This window comes from Leucobacter sp. UCMA 4100 (assembly GCF_027853335.1).
In the GTDB taxonomy this organism is placed as follows: domain Bacteria; phylum Actinomycetota; class Actinomycetes; order Actinomycetales; family Microbacteriaceae; genus Leucobacter_A.
The window spans coordinates 1,580,551-1,606,924 of record NZ_JAFEUS010000002.1; the positions used below are offsets into that span (position 1 = coordinate 1,580,551).

The window sequence follows — 26,374 nt, forward strand, 5'->3', positions numbered from 1 at the left end:
CTGGGTGCGCGTGTGGCCCGGAACGACTCCGGGCCACATCGCTTGGGGGTTAGTGCTTGTAGTCGGCGTACTGCTGGCTGTACTTCGGGGCGAGCTTCGCGCCGATCACGCTGAGCACCGCGAAGACCACGAGCATCGTGGCTGCCGGCCACCACTCGTCACCACTCGCGGTCACGAGGGCCGTCGCGATGAGTGGGGTGAGGCCCGCGAGCACGTTGGCGCCGTTGAAGCCGACCGCGACGCCCGAGAGACGCACGTTCGAGGGGAAGAGGCCCGTGAGCACGGGGCCCGCCGCAGCAAACGAGTAGGTGAGCAGCGAGACCGAGACGACGATGCCGATCGTGACGAGCACGAAGTTCGTGGTCTGAATGAGCAGGAAGCACGGGAATGCGACGAGCGCGGTGAGAATGCCGGCGCCCATGATGACCTTGGTTGCACCGTACTTCTGGCCGAGGCGGCCTGCGTGCAGCACCGAGAGCAGCTGGAAGACCGAGCCGATGAGGGTTGCCGCAAGAATCATGTTGCGCTCCATGCCGAGCACGCGGGTGCCGTAGTTCATGACGAAGGTCGTCACGATGTAGAAGCCGGCGGTGCCGAGAATGACGGCAAAGACACCCACGAGCAGCTGACGCCAAGCGGTCGTGAAGACGACCTTGAGGGGAGCCTTCTCGCCGTCGCCACTCGCCTGAACCTCCTGGAACACGGGTGACTCCTGCATCTTTGCGCGCATCCATAGCGCCACGAGCAGCAGCGGAATCGCGAGCAGGAAGGGAATGCGCCAGCCCCAAGCGTCAAAGTTGTCGGCGCTCAGGTAGTAGGTGAGCAGGAAGAAGAAGCCCGATGAGAGCAGCGTCGCGATGGGCGAACCGAGCTGCGGAATGGCCGCCATGCGCGCACGCATCTTGAGCGGCGCGTTCTCAACCGCGAGCGTCATCGCACCCGACCACTCGCCACCGATGAAGAGGCCCTGCAGAAGGCGCAGGGTGAGCAGGAAGATCGGGGCCCAGATGCCAATCGACATGTAGTTCGGGAGAATACCGATGAGGCCCGTCGCGACGCCGATGCCAATCACCGTGATGATGAGCACCGCCTTGCGGCCGATGCGGTCACCGAGACGCCCGAAGATGAGACCGCCGAGCGGGCGCACAATGAAGCCCACCGCAAGCGTTGCGAATGCCGCCATCGAGGCGAGCGCCGGATCGTCAGAGACGAAGTACTGCACGTTGAACACGAGCGCCGCTGCCGTGTTGAACAGGAAGAAGTCGTACCACTCAAGCACATTGCCAACGAGCGCCCCGATGGCGGCCTTGCGTGCTTCGCGGGGCGTGATGACATTGACGGTTGCGGTTTCCCGCTCCGCCGATGAAGTGTGTGACACAGAACTCATGTGTTCAGTCTCCTTTTATAGGTGATTCCGCTCGTCCTCGAACGGCCAAGCCGTCGGGCAGATACCAGACCTGCCCTAGAGAAGTTACCAGCGGGCTTCGCAGGCGGCACTAGGCAAGTGTCGCCGACCTGTCGCCCTTCAATGTGCACATGCATAGCAGCCGGTGTGCCAAGGTTGAACGCAGAATTATGCCGCCAACGTAAAGGAGCCGAAATGGCAAAGATCACCATCACCGACCGGGGCGCACTCGACCCGAACGAAGCCATCGCCTTTCTTGAGGGCCAGGGCCACGAGGTCACGCTGCTCGACACGCTCGACCCCGCCGAGCTCGTCTCGAAAACCCCCGACTGTGACGGCATCGTAGCCAGCTTCATCGAGCTCGACGCGGCAACGCTTCGCCAGCTGCCAAACCTCAAGGTCATCGCCACGACCTCGGTCGGCTTCAACAAGATCGACGTCACCGTCGCCCGCGAACTCGGCGTCGACGTATGCAACATGCCGAGCGTTGCAAGCGAAGAGGTCGCGACCCATGCCCTCGCCGGAATGCTCACGATGCTGCGCGAACTCCGCGCCTCGGTTGAGCAGGTTGAGGGTGGCGAGTGGGACTACTCGGCGCTGCCGCTCCCTCCCCGCGCGAGCGAAATGACCCTCGGGCTCTTCAGCCTCGGCCGCATCGCCCGCAAGGTCGCCGAGCGAGCCCTGCCGTTCTTCGACCGCGTCGTCGCTTACGACCCCTTCGTTCCCCAAGACGCCTGGCAGGATGGCGTCGAGCGCGTCTCGAGCCTCGACGAACTGCTCGAGCAGTCGCAGGTGCTGAGCCTCCACGCCCTGCTCACCGATGAGACCCGCGGTTTCTTGAACACCGAAAACCTCGCGAAGCTTCCGCAGGGCGCCTACATTGTGAACGTCGCTCGCGGCGAGCTCGTTGACACGGCGGCCCTCATCGCGGCCCTCGACAGCGGCCAGGTGCGCGGCGCCTTCTTCGACGTGCTCGAGGTCGAGCCACCCGCGGCCGACGACCCGCTCGTGCACCACCCGCGCGTGCTCGTCACCCCGCACTCGGCGTTCCGCAGCGATGCGACCCTGCGCGAGTACTTCATGGTGCCGGCCGACAACGTGAGCCGCGTGCTTCGTGGCGAGAAGCCGCACACGCTCGTGAACTAGGGGGGCGCGCTGCGCGGGCCGTTGCGCGGCGTTTTGCCGTTTACTTGACGAAAAGCAGGGTGTTTCGGGCGAAATACCCTGCTTTTCGTCAAGTAGAACCGTTTTCGGCGGATCGCGGCGACCCGGCAGCCCCACGAGCGTCGCCCGAGCCCCGAGCCCGGCAGCCCCGGCGCCCCCGCTCAGCTCATCACGCCCAGGCGAGCACCACGCGCGCCGCCTCGACCGGCACCGTCACGTCAATGCCGGTGAGGTCGGTGAAGCGCCGCAGCCGATTGGTCATCGTGTTGCGGTGGCAGAACAGCCGGGCCGAAGCCTCTTGCACGCTGCCGGTCTCGAGAAACACGCGCACCGACTCCTCGATGCTCTCGCGTTCGGCGGGGCTGCACTCGGCGAGCTTCGCCTCGATGTTGAGCACCGGCTCGAGGTGGGTGTCGACGAGGCGGGCGCGCACGAGCTGCGGCCAATCGTCGAAGCTGCGCCGGCCGCCCGAATGCGACGAAGGCAGTTTCGAGAGTTCGGCCGCGAGGCGCGTTCCCGACCAGATCTCTTCGAGCCCCGTGATGAGAATGAGGGCGCCGAGTTCGCTTCCGCGCAGCGCCTGCAGTTCCTGACTCGTGAGCCAGGTGCGTTCGCGCATGAGCAGCACGAGCATGCCCTCGAAGTAATACGAGGTGACGAGGGCACGCGCCCCGTACTCGCTCGTGAGGTGATCGCGCAGCGTCTGCGCCTCGGCACCAGCGGCAGCGACGAGCACGTATGGCCCGCGCAACGGGAGTTCGAGGGCCTTCGCGATCTCGGCGATCCGCTCGGGGCGGGGTTCTTTCGCGTCAACGAGTTCTGAAATGAGGGCCCGCTGGGCGAGCTGCCTGGTGTCGGTGAGCATCTCTTTCTCGGCGATGTAACCGTTGTGCGCCTGCCTTGCATAGTTGTCGACGACCTGCCAGACGGGGTCGGCGTGGCGCAGGAGCAGCTGGGCGTCGTCGACCGAGGCGACGGCGACGAGTGCGTTCCACAGCACTGCGTAATCCATGCGGATCGCGGTCATGAGCGCCGTGCGCGAGATCCCGGCCCGCGCTCGCGACGTGCCCACGTTGAAGGCGACCGACTCGAGTTCGCGCTCGCTGCCTTCGCGCATGCAGCCGATGAGGCCGCGAAATGATCCGCGGGCTGCCTTCGTCAGGTCGGCGCTCGAGATCTTGCCCTCTTGGTATTCCTCGACCTGCGACATGCGCTGCACAAAGTCGGCGCTCAACTCGTCGATGTCGAGCATCTCGAGCAGTTCGAGCCAGCGTTCGCGATCTTCGGGCAGGGGAGAACTCGAGAGGGTGGCGCTCGGGGCGGGCGCGGCGGTGCTGCCCGGTGCCGGGAGCGGCTCACCGTCGGAGGTGGTGACGGGGGTGACCGGTTCGTGGCTCATGCATGACCTCCTTGTGCGGATGATGTGCAAATACCCAGCATAGTGACGTTTTTTGGCGGCGTATGCCCCGTGCATTGTGCACGAAGACCTGAAAGGATGGTCGGGAGACGGCGCAAGATCATTTGGCGGCCGGCCCTTCGCGACGCGGCACTGAGCCGGTCTGTGCGGTGCCAGGCGAGGCCAGGGTTTTGCCCGGCAGCACATATTTCGTCACCTTCTCGAGAGGAACCCCGATGACTCAGTCGCGTTCAGTAGGCCACCTAATCGTCGATACACTCGCCAATCATGGCGTCGAGCGCGTTTACTCGGTTCCGGGTGAAAGCTTTCTCGACGTGCTTGACGGGCTCTACGACTCAGAGATCACGAACGTCGTGTGCCGCCAGGAGGGTGGCGTTGGCTTCATGGCGCTCTCAGAGGGGCGCCTCACCGGCAAGCCCGGCATCGCGATGGTGACCCGCGGCCCCGGCGCTGCGAACTTCTTCATTGCGGCCCACTGCGCGTACCAGGACGCGACGCCGCTCGTGTGCTTCATCGGCCTCGTGCCGTTTGCCGACCGCCGCCGCGAGTCGTTCCAGGAGTTCAGCATCGACAGCTGGTTCGGGTCGACCGTGAAGCGCGTACTCACGATTGAAAACGCCGACCAGGCTGGCGATATCGTCGCCGAGGCGATGCACGTTGCGGTGTCGGGCCGCCCCGGCCCCGTCGTGGTTGGCCTGCCCGAAGACCTGCTGCGCGAGATGACCGAGGTCACCGCTCCCGCCGCCCGCGCGATCGCGGCGCCCGCACCGAGCGCCGACGACATGGCCGCGCTGAAGGCCCGCATTCTTGCCGCAGAGCGCCCCTTCCTGCTCGCCGGCGGCGACAACTTCTTCGGGTCGACCGGCCGCGAACTCGCCGACTGGGCACTCGCCAACCACATTCCCGTTGCCGCCGACTGGCGCAACTACGACGCCGTGCCCAATAACCACGAGGCCTACATTGGCTGGCCCGGCTACGGCCGCCGCGACTCGATCGTCGAGGCGCTCTCGTCGGCCGACCTCTTCATCGGGGTTGGCGCCGTGCGCTCAGACGTCATGAGCGAGGGCTACACGATCGCCCGCGAGGCCGAGACCGTGCTCGTGACGACCGACTCAGAGCTGATGCAGCACTCGGGCCGCGTCGACCAGATCATCCAGGCGACGCCCGCGACGTTCGTTCGTGCCCTTGCCGAGCTTGGCGAGGTCGGCGGATCGCGCGACTCAGCCCGCGTCGCCGAACTGCGCGCGAGCCAGGAGCGCTTCGCCGCCGACACCGGCGGCGAGACCCCGACTGCCGGAGCCGACCTCGAGCGCATCTTCGCCGAGCTCGAGAAGCAGCTGCCTGCCGAGCGCGTGCTCACCTATGGCGCGGGCAACGCGACCATTTGGGGCCACCGCCAGATCACGCACGACGTGCCCAACAGTCTCGTCGGGTCGCGCAACGGTGCGATGGGCATGGCGGTTCCTGCGGCTGTCGCCGCCTCGCTCGTCTTCCCGGAGCGCAAGGCCGTCGCGGTGTGCGGCGACGGCGACTTCCTCATGAATGGCCAGGAGGTCGCGACGCTCGTGGCGCAGGGTTCGAAGGCCCTCTTCGTGGTCGTCGACAACGGCAAATACGCCACGATCGTTGAGCACCAGCAGCGCTGGTACCCGGGCCGTCCCTCGGGCACCACGATGGTCAACCCCGACTTCGTTGCGTGGATGGAGTCGTTCGGCGGCGCCGGCGCCCGCATCGACAGCGCCGATGGCGTCGAAGAAACCATCGCCCAGCTGCTCGCGCACGACGGCCCGGCCCTGCTGCACGTCGTCATCGACGCCGCGACCCCGTCGCCGAGCGGCGCGGGCTTCTAGCGCACCTGTTCGTGCCCCGCGCGCCGCGCCCCGTCGGCGCCTGGCTCCTCGCGGCTCTGCCGTTCGGGCCCTCGCGCCCCTAGGCCTCGCCTGTGGTCACTTTTCCTCATCGTGTGGTCAAAAAGTGTCGAATTCAGCCCGAAAATCGACACTTTTTGACCACACAGCGTGCGGATCGTGCGGATCGTGCGGATCGCGGGATTACGCGACCGCTCGCCTGATCGTCCGACCCAGATCGGTTGCCCGGCCCGCCCCAACTGGTCGCCCCGCCCCGACTGGCCCGGCCCTGACCACCCCACAACACCAAGGTTCGCCGAGGCGAACTTGCATGTTTGGTAAGCTGTGCGCATGTCGGTAGCAGCACTCTCAGAAAGCACGCAGAACTACGTCAAGGCCGTGTGGAGCCTCAGCGAGTGGAGTGACGAGCCCGTCACCGCCTCGACGATCGCCGCACGCGTCGGGGTGAAGCTGTCGACGGCGTCTGACGCGATCCGCAAGCTGACCGAGCAGGGGCTCCTGGATCACGCGCGCTACGGGTCGGTGACGCTCACCGACGAGGGTCGCAACCACGCGCTCGCGATGGTGCGCAGGCATCGGCTCATTGAAACGTTTCTCGTCGAGGTGCTCGGCTACCGCTGGGATCAGGTGCACGACGAGGCCGAGACGCTCGAGCACGCGGTGTCTGACTTCATGGTTGAGCGCCTCGATGAGCACCTCGGGCACCCCGAGCGTGACCCGCACGGCGACCCGATTCCGTCGGCGGCCGGCGTGGTGCATCGGCCCAACGCGCAGCTGCTGAGCTCGGTGGGCGAGGGGCAGCGGGTGCGCGTCGAGCGGGTGGCTGACGATGATCCGGGGCTGCTGCAGTTTTTCGCCGACCACGGCATTGGCTACGGCTCGGTGCTCGTGACGCGGCCCGCGGCGCCGTACTCCGACGCGGTCGAGGTGGTCGTCGAACAGACGGCGCGCGGTGGCGCGGGTTCACAGGCGGCCGAGGCCGGCGGATCGAACGCGAGCAATACCGCGAAGACTCCGCTACCGCTCGGCCGTTCGGCGACCGACTCGGTGTGGGTCGAGGTGTTCTAGCCCCGACCCACGACGAGCGACCCGAACCTACGCCCCGAGCCCCCGCGCAACCCGCGCGTGCGCGTCGCGAATGGGCTGCGGCAGGCCGGTGAATTGGGCGAGGTGGGCTTCGCGGTGGGCGATTTCTTCGATCCACCGCGGGGTGTCGATCGTGAGCAGCGACTCGAGTTCGCTGCGCGAGATCGGCAGGCCCGTGAGGCCTAGCTCGTCGGGGGTGGGAACGGTGCCGACGGGGGTTTCGCGGCCCGTCGCGCGGCCGGCCTTGAGGTCGGCGAGCCAGAGCAGAGCGCGCAGGTTTTCGCGGTAGCCGGGCCAGAGGTACTCGCCCGCGGGGCCGCGCTGAAACCAGTTCACGTGCGCGAAGAGTGGCTGGTGTTCGAGCGCGCCGAGCACGGTGAGCCAGTGCTCGGCGTAGTCGCCCTCGGGGTAGGCGAGGAACGGGCGCATTGACATGGGGTCGTAGCGCAGCTGGCCGTCGACGCCCTCGGCCGCGAACGTTGCCTCGGCTCCGAGCGTGAGCCCGTCGTACACGCCCTCGGCGAGGTCGGTGATGGCCCGAACGAGCGGCTCGCGGTCGCGGGTGCGGCCGCCGAAGATGATGATGTCGACCGGAACGCCCGCCGGGTCGGCCGCGTCACCGGCGACCGACTCGACGTTCGTGAGCGGGGTCGCGAAGCGGCTGTTCGGGTGCGCCCAGGGCTCGGCCTTCTCGGCAGCCTGGCGTTCGGCGATGGGTCGGCCGCGCCAGTCGATCCACCCGGCGAGCTCGGTCGGGGGCTCGGGTGTGAGGCCCTCCCACCACACGTCCTGGGTGATCTCGTTGTAGGCGACGTTCGTGAAGATGGTTCCGCTGTCGGGGCCGATCGAGCGCATCGCGGCGGGGTTCGTCGCCTCGTTCGTGTCTTTGGCGACGCCGAACACGCCGTTTTCGGGGTTCATGGCGTAGAGCCGGCCGTCGTCGCCAGGCCACATCCACGCGATGTCGTCGCCGTAGAACTCGACCCGGTAGCGGTCGCCGAGGGCCTCGGGCGCGAGCGTCATCGCGAGGTTCGTCTTGCCTGACGCGCTCGGGAAGCCGCCGCACACGTGAGTTTTCTCGCCGGTCACGGTGTCGACGATGCCGAGCAGCATGAACTGTTCGGCGAGAAACGCCCCCGAGGCCCGACCGTCGTACGAGGCGAGGCGCAGTGCGTGGGCGATCTTGCCGAGCATCGCGTTGCCGCCGTAGGCCGAGCCGTAGTGCACGATGAGTCGCTCGTCGGCGATCGTCGCGAAGAGGCGCTGGTCGCCCGGGGTTCCGTGCTGCATCTCGTCGAGGTTGCCCGTGATGTGCACGGCGCGCACGAAGAAGTCGGTGTCACCCGTGGCGACCGCGTCGCCCAGGTATTCGGCGCCGACGCGGGCCATGCGCATCATGTGCAGTACGACGGTGCGGTCGTCGGTGAGTTGCACGCCAGCAGCGTAGGGGGCGAGCTTCGTGCTCGGCACGGCCATGAGGTACGGAACGACGTACAGCGTCTTGCCCTTGGCCGCGCCGCTCATGCGCTCGCGAAGGGTCTCGAGGGTCTCGGCTGCGGGCTGCCAGTTGTTGTACACGCCCGCGTCTTCGGGGTTGCTCGTCGCGACGACGGTGCGCTCCTCTGAGCGCGCGGTGTCTTTCTCGTGCGACCTCGCGTAGTAGCGCCCGGGCCCGGCTGGCAGCAGTTCGCCCGCCTCGAGCGCCTCGTCGATGAGCCGCCCGTCGTCGTCGGAGCCGACGACCTCAATACGTGCGGATCGCGTGTGCCACGCCCAATCGGCAACAAACGCGTGAATTGCCGGGTTTAGCAGCCCCGCTGCGGTGAGGGTTTCGGTGGTCGTGCTGGTCATGCGCTGCTCGCTCCTGTCGTCGGGATTACCCGAGGTTGACGGTAGTTCGTGACATCAGCATACTATTGTTCGGTGCAACGTACTTGAAAAGGGCGGCGTGTCGTAGACAAGATGGGTCACTCGGTGTTATTACTAGATGTGCCGGTCATGGCGCATCGCAACCACAACATATAGTAATCGCGATGTTGGTGGTTGCCGGGGTGACACGAGGTCCTAGCGCACATTCGCGAGGCAACCGTGAGCGTGACCGGCGGCGCAGGGCACACGACGAGCGACACGAACGGAGCAGGGTGATGAGCGTACACACACGACGGGGGGAGCCCCTCCCGGTGCGAGAACTGGGGCAGGAGCACTCGCCCGACCTCATCTACTTTTCGAGCGTCTCTGAAAACACGCGCCGCTTCGTCGAGCGACTCGACCGGCCCGCCGAGCGCATACCGCTTCGGCCCAGGGTCGACGGCCTCATTCGCGTCGCAAACCCCTTCGTGCTCGTCGTGCCCACGTACGGCGGCGGCGAGCAGGCGGGAGCCGTGCCCAAGCAGGTCATCGGCTTTCTCAACGACCCCGTGAACCGCGGCCTCTTGCGCGGCGTCATCACGGCGGGCAACACCAACTTCGGCGAGCACTACTGCATCGCCGGCCCCATCATCTCGCGCAAGTGCGGGGTGCCAGAGCTGTACCGCTTCGAGCTGCTCGGCACGGGGCGCGACATTGAAAACGTGAACACCGGTCTCGCCCGTTTCTGGGCCGAGACGAACGCCCCCGCAGAAAGGAACGCCATATGACCACCGAAACGAAGGCACCCGAGAGCTCCGCGCCGGCCGAGGCCGCCGTGCCCGAACCGGGCGAGGGAGCCCCGGCCCGCGCGGGCATTGGCGAGCGCAAGGAGTACCACGCGCTCAACGCGCAGCTGAACCTCTATGCCGCCGACGGCACGATGCAGCTGGGCAAGGACCTTGAGGCAGCTAGAGCCTACCTCGAACAGCACGTCGCGCCGAACACGCGCCACTTCGAAAGCGTCACCGAGCGCCTCGAGTGGCTCGTCGCCAACGACTACTACGAGGCCGAGTTTCTTGCCGCCTACAGCCCCGCGTTCATCGAGCTCGCCCACGAGCGCGCTCACGCCGCGGGCCACCGCTTCACGACCTTTCTGGGCGCCTTCAAGTTCTTCTCGTCGTACGCGCTCAAAACCTTCGACGGCTCACAGTACCTCGAGGGCTTCGAAGAGCGAGTCGTGGCTACCGCACTCTTCCTCGGGCAGGGCGACGAGCAGCTCGCACTGGGCCTCGTCGACGAGATGATGAGCGGGCGCTTCCAGCCCGCAACCCCGACCTTCTTGAACGCGGGCAAGGCGCAGCGCGGCGAGCTCGTCTCGTGCTTCCTGCTGCGGCTCGAAGACAACCTCGAGTCGATTGGCCGCGGCGTGAACTCGGCGCTGCAACTCTCGAAGCGCGGCGGTGGCGTGGCACTGCTCATCACCAACCTTCGCGAGACGGGCGCCCCGATCAAGAAGATTGAGCAGCAGGCCTCTGGCGTCGTGCCCGTTATGAAGATTCTCGAAGACTCCTTCTCGTATGCGAACCAGCTGGGGGCAAGGCAGGGCGCGGGAGCCGTGTATCTGCACGCGCACCACCCCGACATCATGCGCTTTCTTGACACAAAGCGCGAGAACGCTGACGAAAAGATCCGCATTAAAACGCTCTCTCTGGGCGTCGTGATTCCCGACATCACCTTTCAACTGGCCAAAGAGAATCGCGACATGCACCTCTTCAGCCCCTACGACGTCGAGCGCGAATACGGCAAGGCGATGGCCGACCTGTCGATCAACGACCACTACGACGAGCTCGTCGCGAACCCACGCATTCGCAAGACGACGCTGAGCGCGCGCGAGTTCTTCAAGACCCTCGCCGAGCTGCAGTTCGAGTCGGGCTACCCGTACGTGCTCTTCGAAGACACCGTGAACCGCGAGAACCCGCTCTCGGGGTGGATCAACATGTCGAACCTCTGCAGCGAGATTCTGCAGGTCAACACCCCCTCGAGCTACGACGCCGCGATCGGTTACCGCGAGGTGGGCCACGACATCTCGTGCAACCTCGGCTCGCTGAACATTGCCCGAGCGATGAACGCCCCCGACTTCGGCGACACCGTCGAGCTCGCGGTCAGGGCGCTCACGAGCGTCTCGCTGCAAACGAACATCGACGCGGTTCCCTCGGTCGCCGCCGGCAACGACGCATCGCACGCGGTCGGCCTCGGTCAGATGAACCTGCACGGCTACCTCGCCTCAGAGCACATTCACTACGGATCACCCGAGGGCGTCGACTTCACCGACATCTATTTTCTCACCGTCACCTACCACGCGCTGCGCGCCTCGAACCGCATCGCCCGCGAGCGAGGCGAGACCTTCGAGGGCTTCGAAACCTCGAGCTACGCCGACGGAACCTACTTCGACAAGTACACCGAGCGCGACTGGCAACCCGCGACGGCTCGCGTGCGCGAGCTCTTCGCAAACGCAGGCGGCGGATCGGGCCTCGCGATCCCCACCCGCGAAGACTGGGCCGCGCTGAGAGCCGACGTGGCCCAGCACGGCCTCTTCAACGCGTACCTGCAGGCGATTCCACCCACGGGCTCGATCTCGTACGTGAACCATGCCACGGCATCGATCCACCCCATCGCCGCGAAGATCGAGATTCGCAAGGAGGGCAAGCTCGGCCGCGTCTACTACCCGGCGGCGCACATGAACGAGAGCAATCTCGAGTACTTCGCCGACGCCTACGAGATCGGCTACGAGAAGATCATCGACACCTACGCGGCCGCGACCCGCCACGTCGACCAGGGCCTGTCGCTCACGCTGTTCTTCAAAGACACGGCGACAACCCGCGACATCAACCGCGCGCAAATTTACGCGTGGCGCAAGGGCATCAAAACGATCTACTACATTCGCCTGCGCCAGCCCGCCCTCGAGGGCACCGAGATCGAGGGCTGCGTGTCGTGCGCACTGTAGGCGCGGGCGCCGCCGCTCACCCCTCACCCCGAACGCATCAGACCGAAAGAAGTGCACCATGACCGAACCCAGCCCCGCCCACGACCCCGCCGCGCACCTTGACCCCGCGCGCCCGCTCACCGAGATCTCGGTGACGCCGCCCTCGTACCGGCACGACCCCGCCGCGCGCCTGCGGCCCATCAACTGGAACCGTGTTGGCGACGACAAAGACCTCGAGGTGTGGAACCGCCTCACCGCCAACTTCTGGCTGCCCGAAAAGGTGCCGCTCTCGAACGACCTGCCGGCGTGGCAGCAGCTCACCCCCGAAGAGCGCACCCTCACGATGCGCGTGTTCACGGGGCTCACGATGCTCGACACCGTGCAGGCGACCGTCGGCGAGATCTGCCAGATCCAGGATGCCCGCACCGAGCACGAGGAGGCCGTCTACACAAACATCGCCTTCATGCAGGCCGTGCATGCCCGCTCGTACTCGTCGGTGTTCTCGACGCTCACGAGCACGCCCGAGATCGACGACGCCTACCGCTGGGCCGTCGCGAATGACCTCCTGCAGGAGCGCTCGAAGAAGGTGCTCGCGCACTATTACGGTGATGATCCGCTGAAGCGCAAGGTGTCGTCGACGCTGCTCTCGTCGCTGCTGCTCTACGCCGGGTTCTACCTGCCGCTGCACTTCTCGGTGCACGCGACGCTCACGAATACGGCCGATATGATCCGCCTCATTCTGCGCGACAAGGCCGTGCACGGCTACTACTCGGGGTACAAGTACCAGCGCGGGCTTGAGGCCGTGAGCCCCGCCGAGCGCGAGCGCATGCGTGAGTTCACCTACGAGCTGCTCGAGGAACTCTACGAGCTCGAACTCCAGTACTCGGGCGAGCTGTACGAGCCGCTCGGGCTCATGGACGACGTTGCCGTGTTCGTGCGCTACAACGCGAACAAGGCGCTCATGAATCTCGGGTACCCGGCGCGCTTCAGCCCCGAAGAGACCGAGGTGAACCCCGAGATTCTCGCCGCCCTCGCCCCCGGCGCCGACGAGAACCACGACTTCTTCTCGGGCTCGGGCTCGTCGTACATCATCGGCAAGGCCGAAGACACGAGCGACGACGACTGGGATTTCTAAGGGGCGGATCGGGGCTGGGCCGGCCGGCTGGCTGGCCTGGCTCCTGCCCGACCCGCGCCCTGGCTCCCGCTCCGGCCCGGCCCGCTTTCAGCCCAACCATTGCCTGATTTTCGAGCCGAAAACGCACCAAAGGGGGTAAAACCGGGCAAAAATCAGGCAATGGTTGGGCGCGGCCGCCCCGGGCCCCGCCCCAGAGCCAGCCGAGTCAAACCACCTCCTTCCACCACAGCCTCACCACGAAAGGACCCCATGACCACCCACCAGATCACCGTGCTCGTCGGCAGCCTGCGCCGCGCCTCGTATGCTCGCCAGATCGCGAAGCAGGCGATCGAGCTGCTGCCCGAGGGCTTCGAGGGCCGCATCGTCGAGATTCGCGACCTGCCGCTCTACGACTTCGACTACGACGACCCCGCGGTGCCCGACAAGGTGCTCCCGGCCGAGTACACCGCGTTTCGCGACACGATCAAGGCGAGCGACGGGGTGCTGTTTGTGACGCCTGAGAACAACCGGACGGTTCCGGCGTGCCTGAAGAACGCGGTCGACATCGGCTCGAAGCCCAACAGCGACGTGGCCTGGAAGGGCCTGCCCTTCGGCATCATCAGCCACTCGGTCGGCCGCATGGGTGCATACAGCGCCCACAAAAACCTGCGCCTCGCGCTCTCGTACTTCGACCTGCCCTCGCCGGGGCAGCCCGAGGTCTTTCTCGGCCAGTCGCCGACGCTGCTTACCCCAGAGGGCCGCTTCGCTGACCCCGCGACGGCAGGGTTCGTGCGCGATTACGTGGGCCGTTTCGCGGGCCTCGTGCGGGAGCGGTCGCCGCGCCAGTCGGCGTAACGGCCGACGCGCTTACCCGCGCAGGGTGCGGATCGGGGCCCGGCAGGCCAGGGGCTGGGCTGATCCGCACCCCGACCCGACATCGCGAATTGCGAAAACGGTGGCTCGCCGTTCACTCTTCGCTCACCGGCTGCAACGAACCGGTTACCTCTCGCTGTTTGACTGCCTACGTGGTGGCGTGGTCACTGCGGTCGGGGCCGCGCGCGGTCGAGAGAAACGGAGCACTTGCATGTCGTCTGGAACTACACAACTTCATCCACCGGGAAGGCTGTCGCGCTTCATCGCGGCCGCGCTTGCCGGGTCGGTGCTCATTGGCGGTGTGACGCTCGGCGCGACGCCGGCGACAGCATCGGTCGGCGGCGATCTCGTGACGCATCCGGTGGCGGCGACGCTGCACCCTCTGAGCGCTGACGGCACGACGAGTGGCCGACTGAATGGGCTCGTCGACCTGCCGGTGCTGCTCGGTGACATTGGCGACTACACGCTTGAGGGCCTCGGCGCCCCCGAGGGCGATCGCACGGGTAATGCGGTCGCCGAGAAGGCGTACGAGGCGGGGCCGATTGACGGCATTATGACCGACCCAAAGAAGGGCAAGGTCGATAGTGAGCCTGGCCGTGGCATCGAGATTGGCGGCGGCTCTGATCGAGTGACCCGCACGCCCTCGGGGATCACGGGCGAGACCGTGATCGAGGGCATCGTCATTGATCTTGAAGAGCTCAACGACAAAGTAGCGAAGGTACTGGGGCGCGGCGTTGTGGCCGAGGTCGACCGTGTGGCGACGACCGCGACGGTCGGCACCAGCGGCGAGTCGCTCACCACGACGAAGGTCGAGGGGCTGCGCCTGCTCGGCGAAACGATCGAGGCCCCGGGCGGCGTGCTGGAGCAGCCGGTGAGCCGCGAGCTCACGGTCAAGAGTAACGACGTGGTCGCGCTGTTGCGCAGCCTCGGCATCAAAGAAGAAGACATCGGCTCGTACTCGGGCCTCGTCGATTCGAGCAGTCTGAACGGCGTGTTCACGATCACGGCGAGCACTCCGGCCGAGGGCGGCCTGCACCTCGACGCGAACATCACCCTGAACATTAAAGCGAAGCTCATTCTTGGGCTTGGCGGCGCTGATCTGACGGCAGACTCGACGGTGCTCGAGGCGGTGTTCGCTGGGGCTTCGCTCTCGGCGCCAGCGGCGATGGCGCCGTCGGTCGCCTCGCTCAGCGCAACCGAGGCCGAGGCCGGCGAGAGCATCTCGGTTTCGGGAACCGGTTTTGTCGTGGGTGGCACGAGTGTGACCGTTGGCGGATCGCCGACAGCCATTCCCGAGGTTGCGTCCGACGGCTCGCAGCTTTCATTCGTGGTTCCGCAGGGCCTCGCGGCGGGCAGCTACCCGGTTGTCGTTGCGACAAAGGGCGGATCGGCCGAGGCTGGCTCGCTCACCATTCTTGGTGACGACGTGGTTGCCCTCTCGCTGACGGGCATCGCTCCAGAGCAGGCAACGCACGGCGAGACTGTGACGCTCACGGGGTCTGGCTTCGCACCGGGCGCCACGAGTGTTCGCATCATTGACGCAGAGGGCGTCGAGACGCGGGTCGCTGCGGCCGACGTGCAGGTGGCCGAGAGCGGCCTCAGCGCGACGCTGCGCCTGCCCGAGTCGCTCGCGGTTGGCGAGGCGACGCTCGAGGTAAGCGTGCGTGGGCAGCAGGCAAGCGCGCAGTTCACGGTGCTGGCGCTCGCCGCACCTGAGATTCCCGCATCGGGCGGTGCCACGGTCACGGGCCTCATGCAGCGCGAGAGCGCGGTGCGACTCACTGAAGACAACTCGAAGGCGATGACCTGGAGCAACCCGACGATCGCGAACCCGGTTGGCGAGACCGCGACCTCGACACTGTACAGTCTCGAGCCGGGTGCGCTCGACGCGACCGGGCACGGTTCGGCGGCGACGAGTGAGCATGGTTTCAGGGGCACGATCACCCAGGACCTCGCGGGCATGACCGCGAATATCGAGGCGCAGAACCTTGCGATTGAGGCCCCCGAACCGTGGCAGGCGCTGTTCGGCGGCGACCCGATCGTGACGGCCGAGGCGCTCGCCGCGACCGCGAGGGCAGAGGTCGGCGGATCATCCGAGGCCAGCACCACGCTTGAAGGCCTCAGGGTGCTCGGCAACCCCGCCAACCTCGTGAACGGTCGTCTCGAGACCACGCAAGAGTTCACCCGCACCTGGAACCGCGACGAGCTGAGGTCGAGCAGCGTGCTCGACGGCGTCTTCTGGACCGATGCGCGCGAGGGCTACGACCGGATGCAGTCGAACAGTGCCCTCACGGTATGGGTGCGCGTCGAGCCGGTTGCGCAGGTGACCGGGTCAGGTAAGGCTGAAGCGAGCGCTTTCCGCGTTGTTGCAGACGTACAGATGCGGTACGAGGGCGAGAACGGCGGGCTGCTCAAAACCCGTGCTCGCCACGGCACGGGCGACGACCGCAGCGGTCAGCGCGTGAACTTCTTCACCGGCGTGGTGGGCACCGTCCAGGCGCAGTCGCCAGACGCGGTGAAGCCTTTCGTGCAGCAGGCTGCGCCGAACACGGTCAAGGCGGGCGAGAGCGTGACGCTCACGGGTCACGGTTTCACCGCCGCAACGCAGGTCGTACTCGGAAGCGAGACACTCGCGCCGAGTGAGGTCTCGACCGATGGCACAAGCCTCACGTTTACGGTTCCCGAGGGTCTCGCGAGCGGCGCTCACCTCGTGAGCGTGAAGAACGCTGGCGGCGAGAGCAACACCCGCGGCCTGACGGTAGCGGGCGCCCCCGTGGTGACCGAGCACCCTGAGCCTGCGACGATCCGCGGTGATGCCGAGGTGAGCTTCACGGCGCGCGCGACCGGCTTCCCAGCGCCAGCGGTGCAGTGGCAGCGGCTCAGTGACGGCATCTGGCGCGACATCGAGGGCGCGAACAGCGAGACCCTCGTGCTGCAGGCGACCGCGGACGACTCGAACGCCGAGTTCAGAGCAGTGTTCACGAATGCTGCCGGCGCGGCAGTGAGTAACGCAGCGGCGCTCGCCGTCGAGTACGCGCCCGTCGTGACCGCCCAGCCGCAGGCCGGATCATGGCTCGAGGGAGCGACCGCGACGTTTACGGTTGGCTACCACGGCGCCCCGAGCCCGACGGTCGAGTGGCAGCAGAATCGCGGCTCAGGCTGGGTCGCCATCGCTGGCGAGACCGGCCCGACGCTGAACCTCGTGCTCGCGGCAGAAGATCACGGTTCGAGCGTTCGGGCACTGCTCACGAACGATGTTGGTGAGACGGCGACCGACGCCGCGGTGCTCTCAGTTGCCTATGCCCCGCGCATCATCGAAGAACCCGCGAACGTGACGGTCGAAGATGGCGGCGTTGCGACGTTCACGGCGCGCGCCGAGGCGAACCCCGAGGCTGACGTGCGCTGGCAGTTTCGCCACGCGCTCGGTGGCCCCTGGAACGACATTGATGCCTCGCAGGTGGCCTCTGCCGCGACCGGCGAGTTGAGCCTCACCGGCACGCTCGCCCAGAACGGCCTGCTCGTGCGCGCCATGTTCTCGAACGGCGTCGGCGAGGGCACCCCGACGGCGCCCGCGACCCTCACCGTGACGACCCCGACGAAGCCCGTTGACCCAGAGGGGCCGGGCGAGGGCGAAGCGGGCGAGCTGGCCGCGTTCGCCTCGCCGCTGACGGTGGGCAGCACGGGGCTCAAAGCGAGCGGATCTGCCATCGGTGGCGCCCTGAGCGGGCTCATCAACGCCGAGCTCAGCAAGGGCGTCGAAATTGGCGAGCCCGGTCTCTTCCAACTGCCCGAGGCGGGAACGCCGAAGCGCGGCGAGACGATCGAGCAGGAGCACGCAGCCGGTAAGCCGAGCGGGAAGCCTTCGGGCGACCTCGGCAGCGGCAGCAGCTACGGTGACGTCGTCGTGCGCAACGTGTGGAACGACGAGGGCATTACCTCGACCGTCACGGTTGACCGTTTTGAGCTGAACCACCTTGCGCTCGACAAGAAGGGGCGCATCGGCACGGTGCTGGGACTCGACGAGCTCATCACCGCCGAGAACGTGAGTGCGACCGCAGTCGCGCCAGACGATGAGGCGAAGCCCACGTCGGCGAGCGTGAGCGTTGGGTCGCTCAGCATTCTCGGCAAGGAGGTGGGCGAGAGCGACGGGCTCGTTGACGGCAAGCTCACGAAGCCGATCGTGCGCGAGTACACGCTCGAGATTGACGACATCAACGAGGTGCTCGACGCGCTCGGCGTCGACGTCGGCCAGTTCCTGGTCGAGCCCATCAAGGGCGGCGCGGTCGCGCACATCGTCGTTACGGTGACGCAGCCCCGCGAGGCGGCAGAGAACACGGCGTACGCAACGGGCCTGAGGGTCTCAGCAACCGCCGACCTCGAGGTGAACCTTGCCACGCAGGGCACCGATCAGTCGCTCGTCGAAACCGTGCACCTCACGACGAACGGCGCGGGAGAACTCTTCAGCGTCGAGATCGCGGGTGCGAGCGCAGCGCGTGGCGGGACCGAACTGCCGAAACCAGGCGACGGCACCGAGGTTCCGGTCGACCCGGTTGACCCCGTTGATCCTGGCGTGCCAAACCTGCCCATCGAGGCATACGCGCCGAGCGCGACCCCCGACCGCGTCATCGTGAGCCCCACGGCCGACGCGACCACGGGCCGCACCGTGACCTGGCGCACCGACGAGTCGGTCGCTGCGGGGCAGGTGGAGTACCGGGAGGGATCCGCCGCAGAGGTCATCGCGGTACCCGCGACGAGCCGCGACGCGATCGAGCGCAAGGGAACCCAGTCGGGCGAAACCTTAAGCTACAAGGCACGCAGCCACTCGGCTACCGTGACGGGACTCAAGCCCGGCACCCGCTACGAGTACCGCGTGGGCGACGGGCAAGACGCCTGGAGCGAGTGGTTGAGCTTCGAGACCGCGAGCGCGAAGGCCGACCCCTTCTCATTCATCTACGTGGGCGATGCGCAGAACGAACTTCGGGCGCACTGGGCCGAGGGCATGCGCGAGGCCTACGCCAAGCTGCCCGACGCCTCGCTCGTGCTGCACGCCGGCGATCAGATCAACCACGCCGATAACGACGTACAGTGGGGCGAGTGGTTCGACGCCGACCCGGCGAAAACCGCGAGCATCGACCAGCTGCTCGTCGCGGGCAACCACGAGTTCTTAGAGGGCGGCCTGTACAACGCGTGGCATGAGCACTTCACCATGCCGGGCAACGGGCCGGTCGTCGACCCCGCCGCCGATGCGTGCACGCTCGTGTACCAGAAGAAGATCGCCGAGTCGCTCGCGAACATCGTGTACTCGATCGACTACCAGGGGGTGCGCTTCATCACCCTGAGTGGAACGATCGGCACCCGCGACCTCATCCCGGCATCAGACGCGCTCGCCGCGGCCGGCTGTGGCACCTCGGTCGATCCGATTAGCATCTGGACGGGCATGCAGGCCGCCTGGCTCGACGAGCAGCTCGAGTCGAACCCGGGCAACTGGTCGGTCGTGAGCATTCACCAGCCGCTCTTCTCGACCTCGGTCGGGCGTGACAACGAGCACCTGCGTGCGGCATACCTCGACGTGATCGAGCGTCACAACGTCGACCTCGTGCTGCAGGGCCACGACCACACCTACGGTCGCGGTCACATGCAGGCGAACGAGACTGCCGCGGGGAGCGGCGTGCACGGCGGGCCCGTTTACGCCGTCTCGGTGCTGGGCCCCAAGAAGTACGAGCTCGACACCGCCGACCCCAATGATTGGACCGGCAACGGTGCGGTGCGCGTGACCGCCTACGAGGGCGTGCGCACCTACCAGGGCATCGAGATCAACGGCGGCCGCCTCACCTACAACGCCTACCAGGTGGGCACGGGCGAGGTCGTCGACTCCTTTGAGATCTGCAAGCAGGCCGACGGCACGAAGCTCGTGGGCGATGCGGCGTCGCTCCCGGCCGAGTGCGTGGCCGGGCCGACGAAGCCGGTTGATCCGGTTGATCCTGTCGATCCCGTAGATCCCGTCGACCCTGTGGATCCGGTTGACCCCGTGGAACCGGTCGAGCCGGTCGATCCCGGCCAGCCGGGTGACCCGGTCGCGCCCACTCTCACGACCCCGGATCCGCTCACGGATGCGCAGCTCGATGTTGCCGGCGCGGGCGGGCTCGAGATTGTGAAGCGCGACGGCGACACCCTCACGTTGCGGGTTGATGCGAAGTACGCGGGCGATCCGCTTGCGATGTTCGTGCACTCGACCCCGACGTTCCTCGGGTGGAGCGTGCCCGATGCCCGCGGCGAGTTCACCCTCACGCTGCCCGGCTCGCTCACGAGTGGCGAGCACCGGCTCGTGGCGCTCGACGCAGCTGGCTCGCTCGTCGGGTGGACTCCGGTGAAGGTCGAACGCAACGCCGACGGAACGGTCACCGTGCTCGCCGCAACCGGCGCCGCAGGCGGCCCCGCGCTCATGCTCGCCGGCGCGGGTGTGCTGTTGCTCGTGCTCGGTGGCTCAGTGTGGGTCGCGCGTGCCCGCCGTGAGGCACGCGCCGCGATGTAACGCGACGGGTGGGGCGGGGTGCGCCGGGGCTGCTGGCCCGGGTGCACCCCGCTTTCGCGTACCCGCGCAGGGTGCGGATCGGGGCCCGGCAGGCCGATGGCTGGGCTGATCCGCGCCCCTCATCAAATTGTTGGCAATGTTGCCCCGAAAACCACCGAAAACGCCCCAAAAGTGCAAACAATTTCGCGGCCCCAGGCCCCTCCCGTGAGATAGTCGAGGCATGACCGCACCCATTGACCGCGCCGCAGTACTCGATTTCATCCGCCGCGATGCCGCCGCTGGCAGGCTCGCCGCGTGGGGCCGCTCGACCGTCATCGACGAGAACACGGGCGTGCCCTCGTTCGACGAGCAGCTCTTCGCCGAGCTGCACGTCGCTGCAGGCATCGACGCCGACTTTCCCGTCGGAAACGCCGGCCTGCTGCACGTCTACGGATACTGGTTCTCACACGTCATGACCCCCTACGGCCTCAAACGTGAGCGCTGGCTGGACGGCAAACTCGCCGCCGCACTCGGCCTGCCCACCGACGCCTTTCACCTGCACGACCGCGGCGCGACGACCCCGCTCGAGCGCGTCATGAACGCGACGCTCGCGCTGCTCACCGACGCCCCCGAGGGCGCCCTCGTCGCCGAGGCCCCCCTCGACGCGGCAGCCGACGCGCTGGCCCTCGCCCAGACCCAGCTCCCGACGAAACCCGCGGCGGATCGCCCCACACCCACCCCACTCGCCCCGGCCACGGGCCCGGGCCCAGACCTCAGCCCGGCCCAGGGCCTCGCCCCGAACCGGGGCCTCGCCCGCCGAAGCCGGGTCGTCTGCCTGCCCGCCCGCGACGGCCACCCGGCGGTGCTTGTCTACGGCGTTGAGGCCGCTGGCGCCCACCCGACCATGCAGCTCGTTACGGTGTTCCCGTTCCAGGGCGACCCCTCTGGCGTCATCGCCGACTTCGCGCGCACCCCGCGCTACCGCTGGAACGTGATGCCTTAGCGGGTGCGGGGCCCCGGCGCTCCGCGCTTCGCGGGCGCACCTCGCTTCCCGCACCCTGCCGCGCCGCCCACTTGACGAAAAGCAGGGTGTTATCGCCGAAACACCCTGCTTTTCGTCAAGTAGATTGCGGATCGCGCCGCAGCTCCCCACGCCGAGCAGCGCGCGAACCGAGCCCAGCCGCCCCGGCTGACCGCAGCCGGGCCCCTGAGCGCTCGTGTCCCCGAGCCCAGCCTTGCCACCGAGCCTTGCCACCCAGCCGACCCCCAAAAACCGCAATCTTAAAAAGTTTGTGACACTTTTGCAGCCCACCGCGTCTCATTGGTAGAGCGATAATCTTCGCTCCAACGGTGGCATTGCCCTCGGGCGGTGTCACACCACACGGAGGGACATCTCATGGCTGCAGAAGAGACAAACAAGACGGTTGTTACTGGTGGCGATCTTGCCGCGAAGACTCCGGTACCGGGGTCACGCGTCGATCGTGTTTCAACGACCACCCCGAACCCATCGGCTGAAGACTCTGCTGGCAAGACCACGATCGCTGAGGGTGTTGTTGCAAAGGTTGCGGGCATTGCCGCTCGCGAGGTTCGAGGCGTACACGCGCTCGGGGGTGGTGGGGCTCGAGCACTTGGCGCGATCCGCGATGTCGTGAACGCGACCGACCTTACCCAGGGAGTCAAGGTCGAGGTGGGCGAGACTCAGGCGGCTGCCGACATCACGATCGTGGTCGATTACCCCGCACCGATTCAAGAGGTTGCGGGCAATGTCCGGGCAGCGGTCACCGATGCGATCTCGCGCCTCGTGGGGCTTGACGTTGTCGAGGTGAACGTCGACGTGAATGACGTGCACCTGCCGAGCGAAGACAGCGACCACGAAGGCGACGACAGCGAGGCGCGAGTCTCATGAGCACAACGCTAACCGGAGCCCTCGTTGGGGCGGTGCTCGGGTTTGCGGCGATGCTGTTCGGCTTTTGGGGCTTTCTGCTCGTCGCGCTCCTGATGGGCGTCGGTGCGCTCATCGGGCGGGTGATGTCTGGCGAGCTTGACCTTCGCGCCGTAGCTGGCGCATTCACGGGTCGGAAAACCTCATCATGAGCGCCGTGACCGCCCTGGCACCTGCAGGCGCGAGTCTCGGTATGGCCTCACACCCGTCAGGGCGCATTAGCGTTCGTGAGCGGGTACTCGAGAAGGTGGTGCGCGAGACCTCGGCTCAGGTGTTGTGTGTGCCGAGAGATGACGTCAGGGTCGCGCTCACCGAGTGGGGGCGCGGGCTTGCCATCAGTGTTTCGGCGAAGTTACCCATTCCTGACCTTGCCGACGCCGCGGCGGTCGCGAGCGCAACTCCCGTGTTACAGCGGTTGCGCGACGTGCAGGAGGAGCTTGCTCGAGAGTGCGGCTGCCTGACCGGCCGCACGATTGAGCGGGTTTCAATCACGGTGACCGGCGCGGTGGTTCCGACACGAAAGCGGGTGAGGTAGATGCGCGAAGGGGTATTAGCGAGAATTGTGCGTCGTGAGACGCACTCTCCTCGAACGGTCCTGGCCGTCGTGCTGCTCGTCATCGTTATGGTGGCAGCGGCCTACGGTGCAGCTGAGCTGGTGGCGCACATTGTTGGAGCCGCACCGCTCGTCATCGCGCCGCACGAAGCGCTTACGGCTGTCGCCGGGGTTCCCGACCTTGAGGGGGCTGAGGCGAGCGTCGCGGTGGCCATTGGGGTGGTGGCGGCGCTTGTCGGGCTCGTCCTGCTGTGGCTGTCGTTCTCGTCAGCCCGCAGACCTCGGCACGAGAGTCAAATCTCAAGGTACTCGGTGGTCGTCGACAACGGTGTTATTGCTTCGGCGGTGGCCGAGAACCTGCGCCGCGAACTTGACCTGCCGAAATCAAGCGTGGTTGTTGGTATCGGCCACAGAACCGCTGATATTACGATCCGCCCTCATCCAGGACAGATGGTCGATCATGAGCGGGCCTTGGTCATTGCAGAGATCGAGCTTGCCAGTTACGAACTTCGCCCTCCCGTGAAAGTGCGTACGAGGGTTGTGAAGACCGATGAGCGAGGAGAGTTCTCATGAATGAAACCAACCGTGGCCTGAATCGGGTCGTCATCGGTGTCGTTGGCCTGGTCTTGCTTGCCGCGGGAGCAGCTGTCGTCATGGCGCAGCTTTGGCCGGCAGCGGCCGAGGCCTGGCACTCAGTCACCGCCTCGTCTGAGGCGTGGCTGACCGAAGCGCAGCGTCTCAGCCAGATGGGTGATGGCGGTGCCCTGAACGGGGTCACCCTCGGGGCCGTGGTGCTCGCCGTCATCGTCGTGGTGCTCTGCATGACCATCATGGCGAGGCTCGGAGGTGGCCGGGCTGCATCGGTCATGCGGCTTGAGCCGGGTGATGGGCCGCTCGGCGCTATCACCCTCGAAGAGTCGTTTGCCGCCGATGCGCTTGCGCACTCGCTTGAAGCAGACGACGCCGTGGTCACCTCGAAAGTCTCGACTCGGCGTATTCGTGGGGTCGACGTGCTGCACATTCAGGTGGCTCCTCGCCAGAACGTCTCGCCGGGCATCATTGTCGAGCGGGTCTCTGGGCTGGTCAACAACCTCTCAACACTGCTCGGCCGTGACCTTGCGGCGCTCGTGTCAGTTCGGTCTGGCATTCGTGCGAGGCTCGCGGCTGACCAACCCCGAGTGCAGTAGGTCCGGCTGCTCTGGGCTCAAAACGAAAGGAACAGTGCAATGCGAAAGAATCTCTTGATTGTCGTGATCGTCGCGATCGCCGGTTACATGGTTGGTGCCGAGTCTGCGAAGAAACGTGGCAAACATTACGAAGATCTCAGGCATCAGGTCGAGCGTTTGTGGACGAGTCCAGAGGCGAAAAAGTCTCGCCGACGCCTCGCCAAAAACGCACAAAAGTCGTTTGATAAGACGCGCAAGGCGTTGCTTGGCAGCTGACGCGAGGGTGCTGTGAGAAGTGAGGCCGGGCGGATCAACGGGCCCAGTGCCCGCAACCGAAGCCCGGCTCGCTACAGCAGCACCCCAAACGCTGTCATCGTTCAGGTCACGAACAAGTGAACAACAGATGAAGATCCTTGAAATCTCGGCGAGAGCGGTTTCAGACTGGAACGAGAGGGGCCTGACTCCGGGCCCGTTGGCTCTCTACGACGAGAGTCTCTTCTCTGAAGGGGGAGAGGAATGAGAAAGAGGCAGGCCCACACCTCGCTCGCGTGCGCAGATGATCGGTTACTCGCTGATCGTGCTGTTGACGGTGATGCTGAGGCGTTTGCGGTACTCATCAGGCGCTATACACCCATGATGCGGGCTTACGTTCGGCGCCTGCTGCCTGGCACTGCAGAGATCGATGACGTGGTTCAAGAGACCTTTATTACTGCATGGCACCAACTGCCAACCCTCGAAAACCCGGAGCGGGTGAAGAGCTGGCTCATGCGCATCACAAGCCGAAAGGCGATTGATCGTATTCGTTCGGCGAGATCACACGACGGAATCGACGAGATTGAGCCTGCTGCACCCGAGCAGATCACGCCGCAACGTCAGGTCGAGGCGAGAGCCGGTGTAGCCGCGCTCTCGGAGGCCCTGCAGCAGCTTCCTGCCGCCCAGCGAGAGTGTTGGATGTTGCGAGAAGTGGGCGGTTACACTTATGAAGAAATCTCTCACGAGTTGGGCACTCCCCTGTCTACAGTACGAGGCTTGCTTGCCCGGGCGAGAAAAGACATCATCGTTCGAATGGAGCAATGGCGATGAACGATCCCCTGAATTCCCGGGCTCCCCATCTTGGAGTCAGCGCAGACGAGCTCAACGGTTACACCGTTGAGCAGCTGTCTGACTACCTTGATGCCGGGCGAACCCCAGATGACCCTGAAATAGAGCATTCGCCTGGCTGTCTCTTAGTGCTTGACGCGCTAGAGCGGCTTCGCGATCTCACCCCTGAATTACTCGAGGCTGATGCTGCCGCCGAACCCGCGCCCGAAGAAGGCTTTGTGCAGGGCATTCTCGCGAGCATCGCGCTTGACGCGCGCGCGGGCCGGCGTATTCCCATTGCAGCCGAAGACTCGGCATTTGACCTCGGCATCACTGAGGGTGCTCTTCGCGGCGTCATTCGCTCGGCCGAGAGCGCGGTACCCGGAGCGCTCGTTGGTAAATGCCGGTTTGAGGGTGACCTGACCACTCCGGACGCACCGGTTCGGGTGCAGGCCGAAGTGAGCATTCGGTACGGGTTGCCGATTCCTGAGCTTGTTGAACAGTTACGTTCAGAGATCCAGAACCGTATTCGCGTGCACTCAACCATTCGACTCGTCGCGGTCGACCTCACGGTGCGCGATGTGCATGAACGCCCCGCAATGAATGGAGACCAGCGGTGAGACACCCTGATGCAAACGCGGCAGAGCCCATGAGCGCCGAGCCGGCCGAAGCTGACCCCGCGAGAGCAGCGCACGCAAGAGCAGAACACGCGAGAGCAGCGCACGCAAGAGCAGAACACGCGAGAGCAGAGCACGCAGCGGCAAGTGCGACGCTGCCCTTGGGCGCGGCGACGATGCCGGCGTCGCACGAACTGGCTGCGGAGCTCGAAGCTGCGGTACGCGAAGCCGCTGGGGTTGCCGCGGTATACGACGTTGGCGGTGTGCTGCAGAAGGCGGTTGCCGCGGGGGCGCGTGCGCTCTCGAACGAGCCGGCTCAAGCTGCCCCGCGCGTAGTGGTTGAACATGGTGATGACGGCTTGCACGTAGACGTTGCGGTCGGAGCAGACGCCCACCCGGAGGCTACGGGTAACGCTGGAGCGTTCCCTGAATCGGGAGCCGTCGCGGCTACGCGAAATGCTGCAGCGGCCGTTACTGCCTATTGTGCTGAGCGCGGGCTTCCCGTTGCATCGGTTCGAGTGACGGTCGCTCGCGTCGGCGCTGTTGCCGCTTCGCGCAAAGCTCGCGGCTAGCCGCGAGCGCGCCCACTCGTGCGCTCGCGCTCGCGCGTACTCTCTGTCGGGGCAGTTCTGGCGCCGATCCGCGTAGCCATGGGCTCTGTCGGCCTTCGATCTGCGGTGCGCTGTTCTTGCCGGCGGCTGATGTGTGCCCCCGCGCCGTCCACTTGACGAAAAGCAGGGTGTTTTC

At 66.3% G+C, this 26,374-nt stretch carries 21 protein-coding genes; 18 read left to right on the top strand and 3 right to left on the bottom strand.

Going from position 1 to position 26,374, the window contains the following annotated elements; genetic code table 11:
* Positions 1 to 49 precede the first annotated feature (49 nt).
* Positions 50 to 1,387 (bottom strand): MFS transporter, encoded by a 1,338-nt coding sequence (locus tag JSO19_RS07455; RefSeq protein WP_270910750.1) that lies wholly within the window; start codon positions 1,385 to 1,387, stop codon positions 50 to 52.
* A gap of 213 nt (positions 1,388 to 1,600) precedes the next feature.
* Between JSO19_RS07455 and JSO19_RS07460 the strand changes: the two genes are divergently transcribed.
* Positions 1,601 to 2,551, top strand: a complete 951-nt coding sequence (locus JSO19_RS07460) for a C-terminal binding protein (protein WP_270910752.1) — start codon at positions 1,601 to 1,603, stop codon at positions 2,549 to 2,551.
* 187 nt (positions 2,552 to 2,738) lie between these two features.
* Here the strand turns inward: JSO19_RS07460 and JSO19_RS07465 are convergent, their stop codons facing one another.
* Positions 2,739 to 3,968: a helix-turn-helix domain-containing protein gene (locus JSO19_RS07465; RefSeq protein ID WP_270910754.1), complete on the bottom strand. Its 1,230-nt coding sequence runs from the start codon at positions 3,966 to 3,968 to the stop codon at positions 2,739 to 2,741.
* A 233-nt stretch (positions 3,969 to 4,201) separates the two neighbouring features.
* Between JSO19_RS07465 and JSO19_RS07470 the strand changes: the two genes are divergently transcribed.
* Both JSO19_RS07470 and JSO19_RS07475 read left to right on the top strand, forming a co-directional pair.
* Complete coding sequence (locus JSO19_RS07470; RefSeq protein ID WP_270910756.1) at positions 4,202 to 5,836, top strand: thiamine pyrophosphate-dependent enzyme; 1,635 nt, start codon at positions 4,202 to 4,204, stop codon at positions 5,834 to 5,836.
* A gap of 348 nt (positions 5,837 to 6,184) precedes the next feature.
* Positions 6,185 to 6,922 carry a metal-dependent transcriptional regulator gene (locus JSO19_RS07475; RefSeq protein ID WP_270910757.1) on the top strand — a complete coding sequence of 246 codons (738 nt, stop codon included), beginning with the start codon at positions 6,185 to 6,187 and terminating at the stop codon, positions 6,920 to 6,922.
* Between the two features lie 27 nt (positions 6,923 to 6,949).
* Here the strand turns inward: JSO19_RS07475 and JSO19_RS07480 are convergent, their stop codons facing one another.
* Complete coding sequence (locus JSO19_RS07480; RefSeq protein WP_270910758.1) at positions 6,950 to 8,791, bottom strand: phosphoenolpyruvate carboxykinase (GTP); 1,842 nt, start codon at positions 8,789 to 8,791, stop codon at positions 6,950 to 6,952.
* Between the two features lie 329 nt (positions 8,792 to 9,120).
* Between JSO19_RS07480 and nrdI the strand changes: the two genes are divergently transcribed.
* The 15 genes from nrdI (at position 9,121) to JSO19_RS07555 (ending at position 26,199) form a co-directional block, all read left to right on the top strand.
* Positions 9,121 to 9,576: a class Ib ribonucleoside-diphosphate reductase assembly flavoprotein NrdI gene (gene nrdI, locus JSO19_RS07485; RefSeq protein ID WP_270910760.1), complete on the top strand. Its 456-nt coding sequence runs from the start codon at positions 9,121 to 9,123 to the stop codon at positions 9,574 to 9,576.
* A complete protein-coding gene (gene nrdE / locus JSO19_RS07490) occupies positions 9,573 to 11,792 on the top strand; it encodes a class 1b ribonucleoside-diphosphate reductase subunit alpha (protein ID WP_270910762.1) in 2,220 nt (739 codons plus the stop codon). The genes nrdI and nrdE overlap by 4 nt, the downstream gene beginning before the upstream one ends.
* Positions 11,793 to 11,850: 58 nt before the next feature.
* Positions 11,851 to 12,906 carry a class 1b ribonucleoside-diphosphate reductase subunit beta gene (gene nrdF, locus JSO19_RS07495; RefSeq protein ID WP_270910763.1) on the top strand — a complete coding sequence of 352 codons (1,056 nt, stop codon included), beginning with the start codon at positions 11,851 to 11,853 and terminating at the stop codon, positions 12,904 to 12,906.
* A 249-nt stretch (positions 12,907 to 13,155) separates the two neighbouring features.
* Entirely contained in the window at positions 13,156 to 13,740 is a 585-nt protein-coding gene (locus tag JSO19_RS07500; RefSeq protein ID WP_270910765.1) for an NADPH-dependent FMN reductase, read from the top strand.
* 229 nt (positions 13,741 to 13,969) lie between these two features.
* Positions 13,970 to 20,290, top strand: a complete 6,321-nt coding sequence (locus tag JSO19_RS07505; RefSeq protein WP_270910767.1) for a fibronectin type III domain-containing protein — start codon at positions 13,970 to 13,972, stop codon at positions 20,288 to 20,290.
* 220 nt (positions 20,291 to 20,510) lie between these two features.
* A complete protein-coding gene (locus JSO19_RS07510; RefSeq protein WP_270910768.1) occupies positions 20,511 to 21,272 on the top strand; it encodes a hypothetical protein in 762 nt (253 codons plus the stop codon).
* A 393-nt stretch (positions 21,273 to 21,665) separates the two neighbouring features.
* On the top strand, positions 21,666 to 22,175 hold the full coding sequence (locus JSO19_RS07515; RefSeq protein ID WP_270910770.1) for an Asp23/Gls24 family envelope stress response protein: 510 nt from the start codon (positions 21,666 to 21,668) through the stop codon (positions 22,173 to 22,175).
* A complete protein-coding gene (locus JSO19_RS07520; RefSeq protein WP_270910772.1) occupies positions 22,172 to 22,363 on the top strand; it encodes a DUF2273 domain-containing protein in 192 nt (63 codons plus the stop codon). The genes JSO19_RS07515 and JSO19_RS07520 overlap by 4 nt, the downstream gene beginning before the upstream one ends.
* On the top strand, positions 22,360 to 22,746 hold the full coding sequence (locus JSO19_RS07525) for an NTP pyrophosphohydrolase (RefSeq protein WP_270910774.1): 387 nt from the start codon (positions 22,360 to 22,362) through the stop codon (positions 22,744 to 22,746). The genes JSO19_RS07520 and JSO19_RS07525 overlap by 4 nt, the downstream gene beginning before the upstream one ends.
* Complete coding sequence (locus tag JSO19_RS07530) at positions 22,747 to 23,337, top strand: DNA/RNA endonuclease G (protein WP_270910776.1); 591 nt, start codon at positions 22,747 to 22,749, stop codon at positions 23,335 to 23,337.
* A complete protein-coding gene (locus tag JSO19_RS07535; protein ID WP_270910778.1) occupies positions 23,334 to 23,951 on the top strand; it encodes a hypothetical protein in 618 nt (205 codons plus the stop codon). The genes JSO19_RS07530 and JSO19_RS07535 overlap by 4 nt, the downstream gene beginning before the upstream one ends.
* Positions 23,952 to 23,990: 39 nt before the next feature.
* Positions 23,991 to 24,206: a hypothetical protein gene (locus JSO19_RS07540; protein ID WP_270910780.1), complete on the top strand. Its 216-nt coding sequence runs from the start codon at positions 23,991 to 23,993 to the stop codon at positions 24,204 to 24,206.
* A 240-nt stretch (positions 24,207 to 24,446) separates the two neighbouring features.
* Positions 24,447 to 25,013, top strand: a complete 567-nt coding sequence (locus JSO19_RS07545) for an RNA polymerase sigma factor (RefSeq protein WP_270910782.1) — start codon at positions 24,447 to 24,449, stop codon at positions 25,011 to 25,013.
* Positions 25,010 to 25,630 carry a hypothetical protein gene (locus JSO19_RS07550; protein ID WP_270910783.1) on the top strand — a complete coding sequence of 207 codons (621 nt, stop codon included), beginning with the start codon at positions 25,010 to 25,012 and terminating at the stop codon, positions 25,628 to 25,630. The genes JSO19_RS07545 and JSO19_RS07550 overlap by 4 nt, the downstream gene beginning before the upstream one ends.
* Positions 25,627 to 26,199 (top strand): hypothetical protein, encoded by a 573-nt coding sequence (locus JSO19_RS07555; protein ID WP_270910784.1) that lies wholly within the window; start codon positions 25,627 to 25,629, stop codon positions 26,197 to 26,199. The genes JSO19_RS07550 and JSO19_RS07555 overlap by 4 nt, the downstream gene beginning before the upstream one ends.
* Positions 26,200 to 26,374 lie beyond the last annotated feature (175 nt).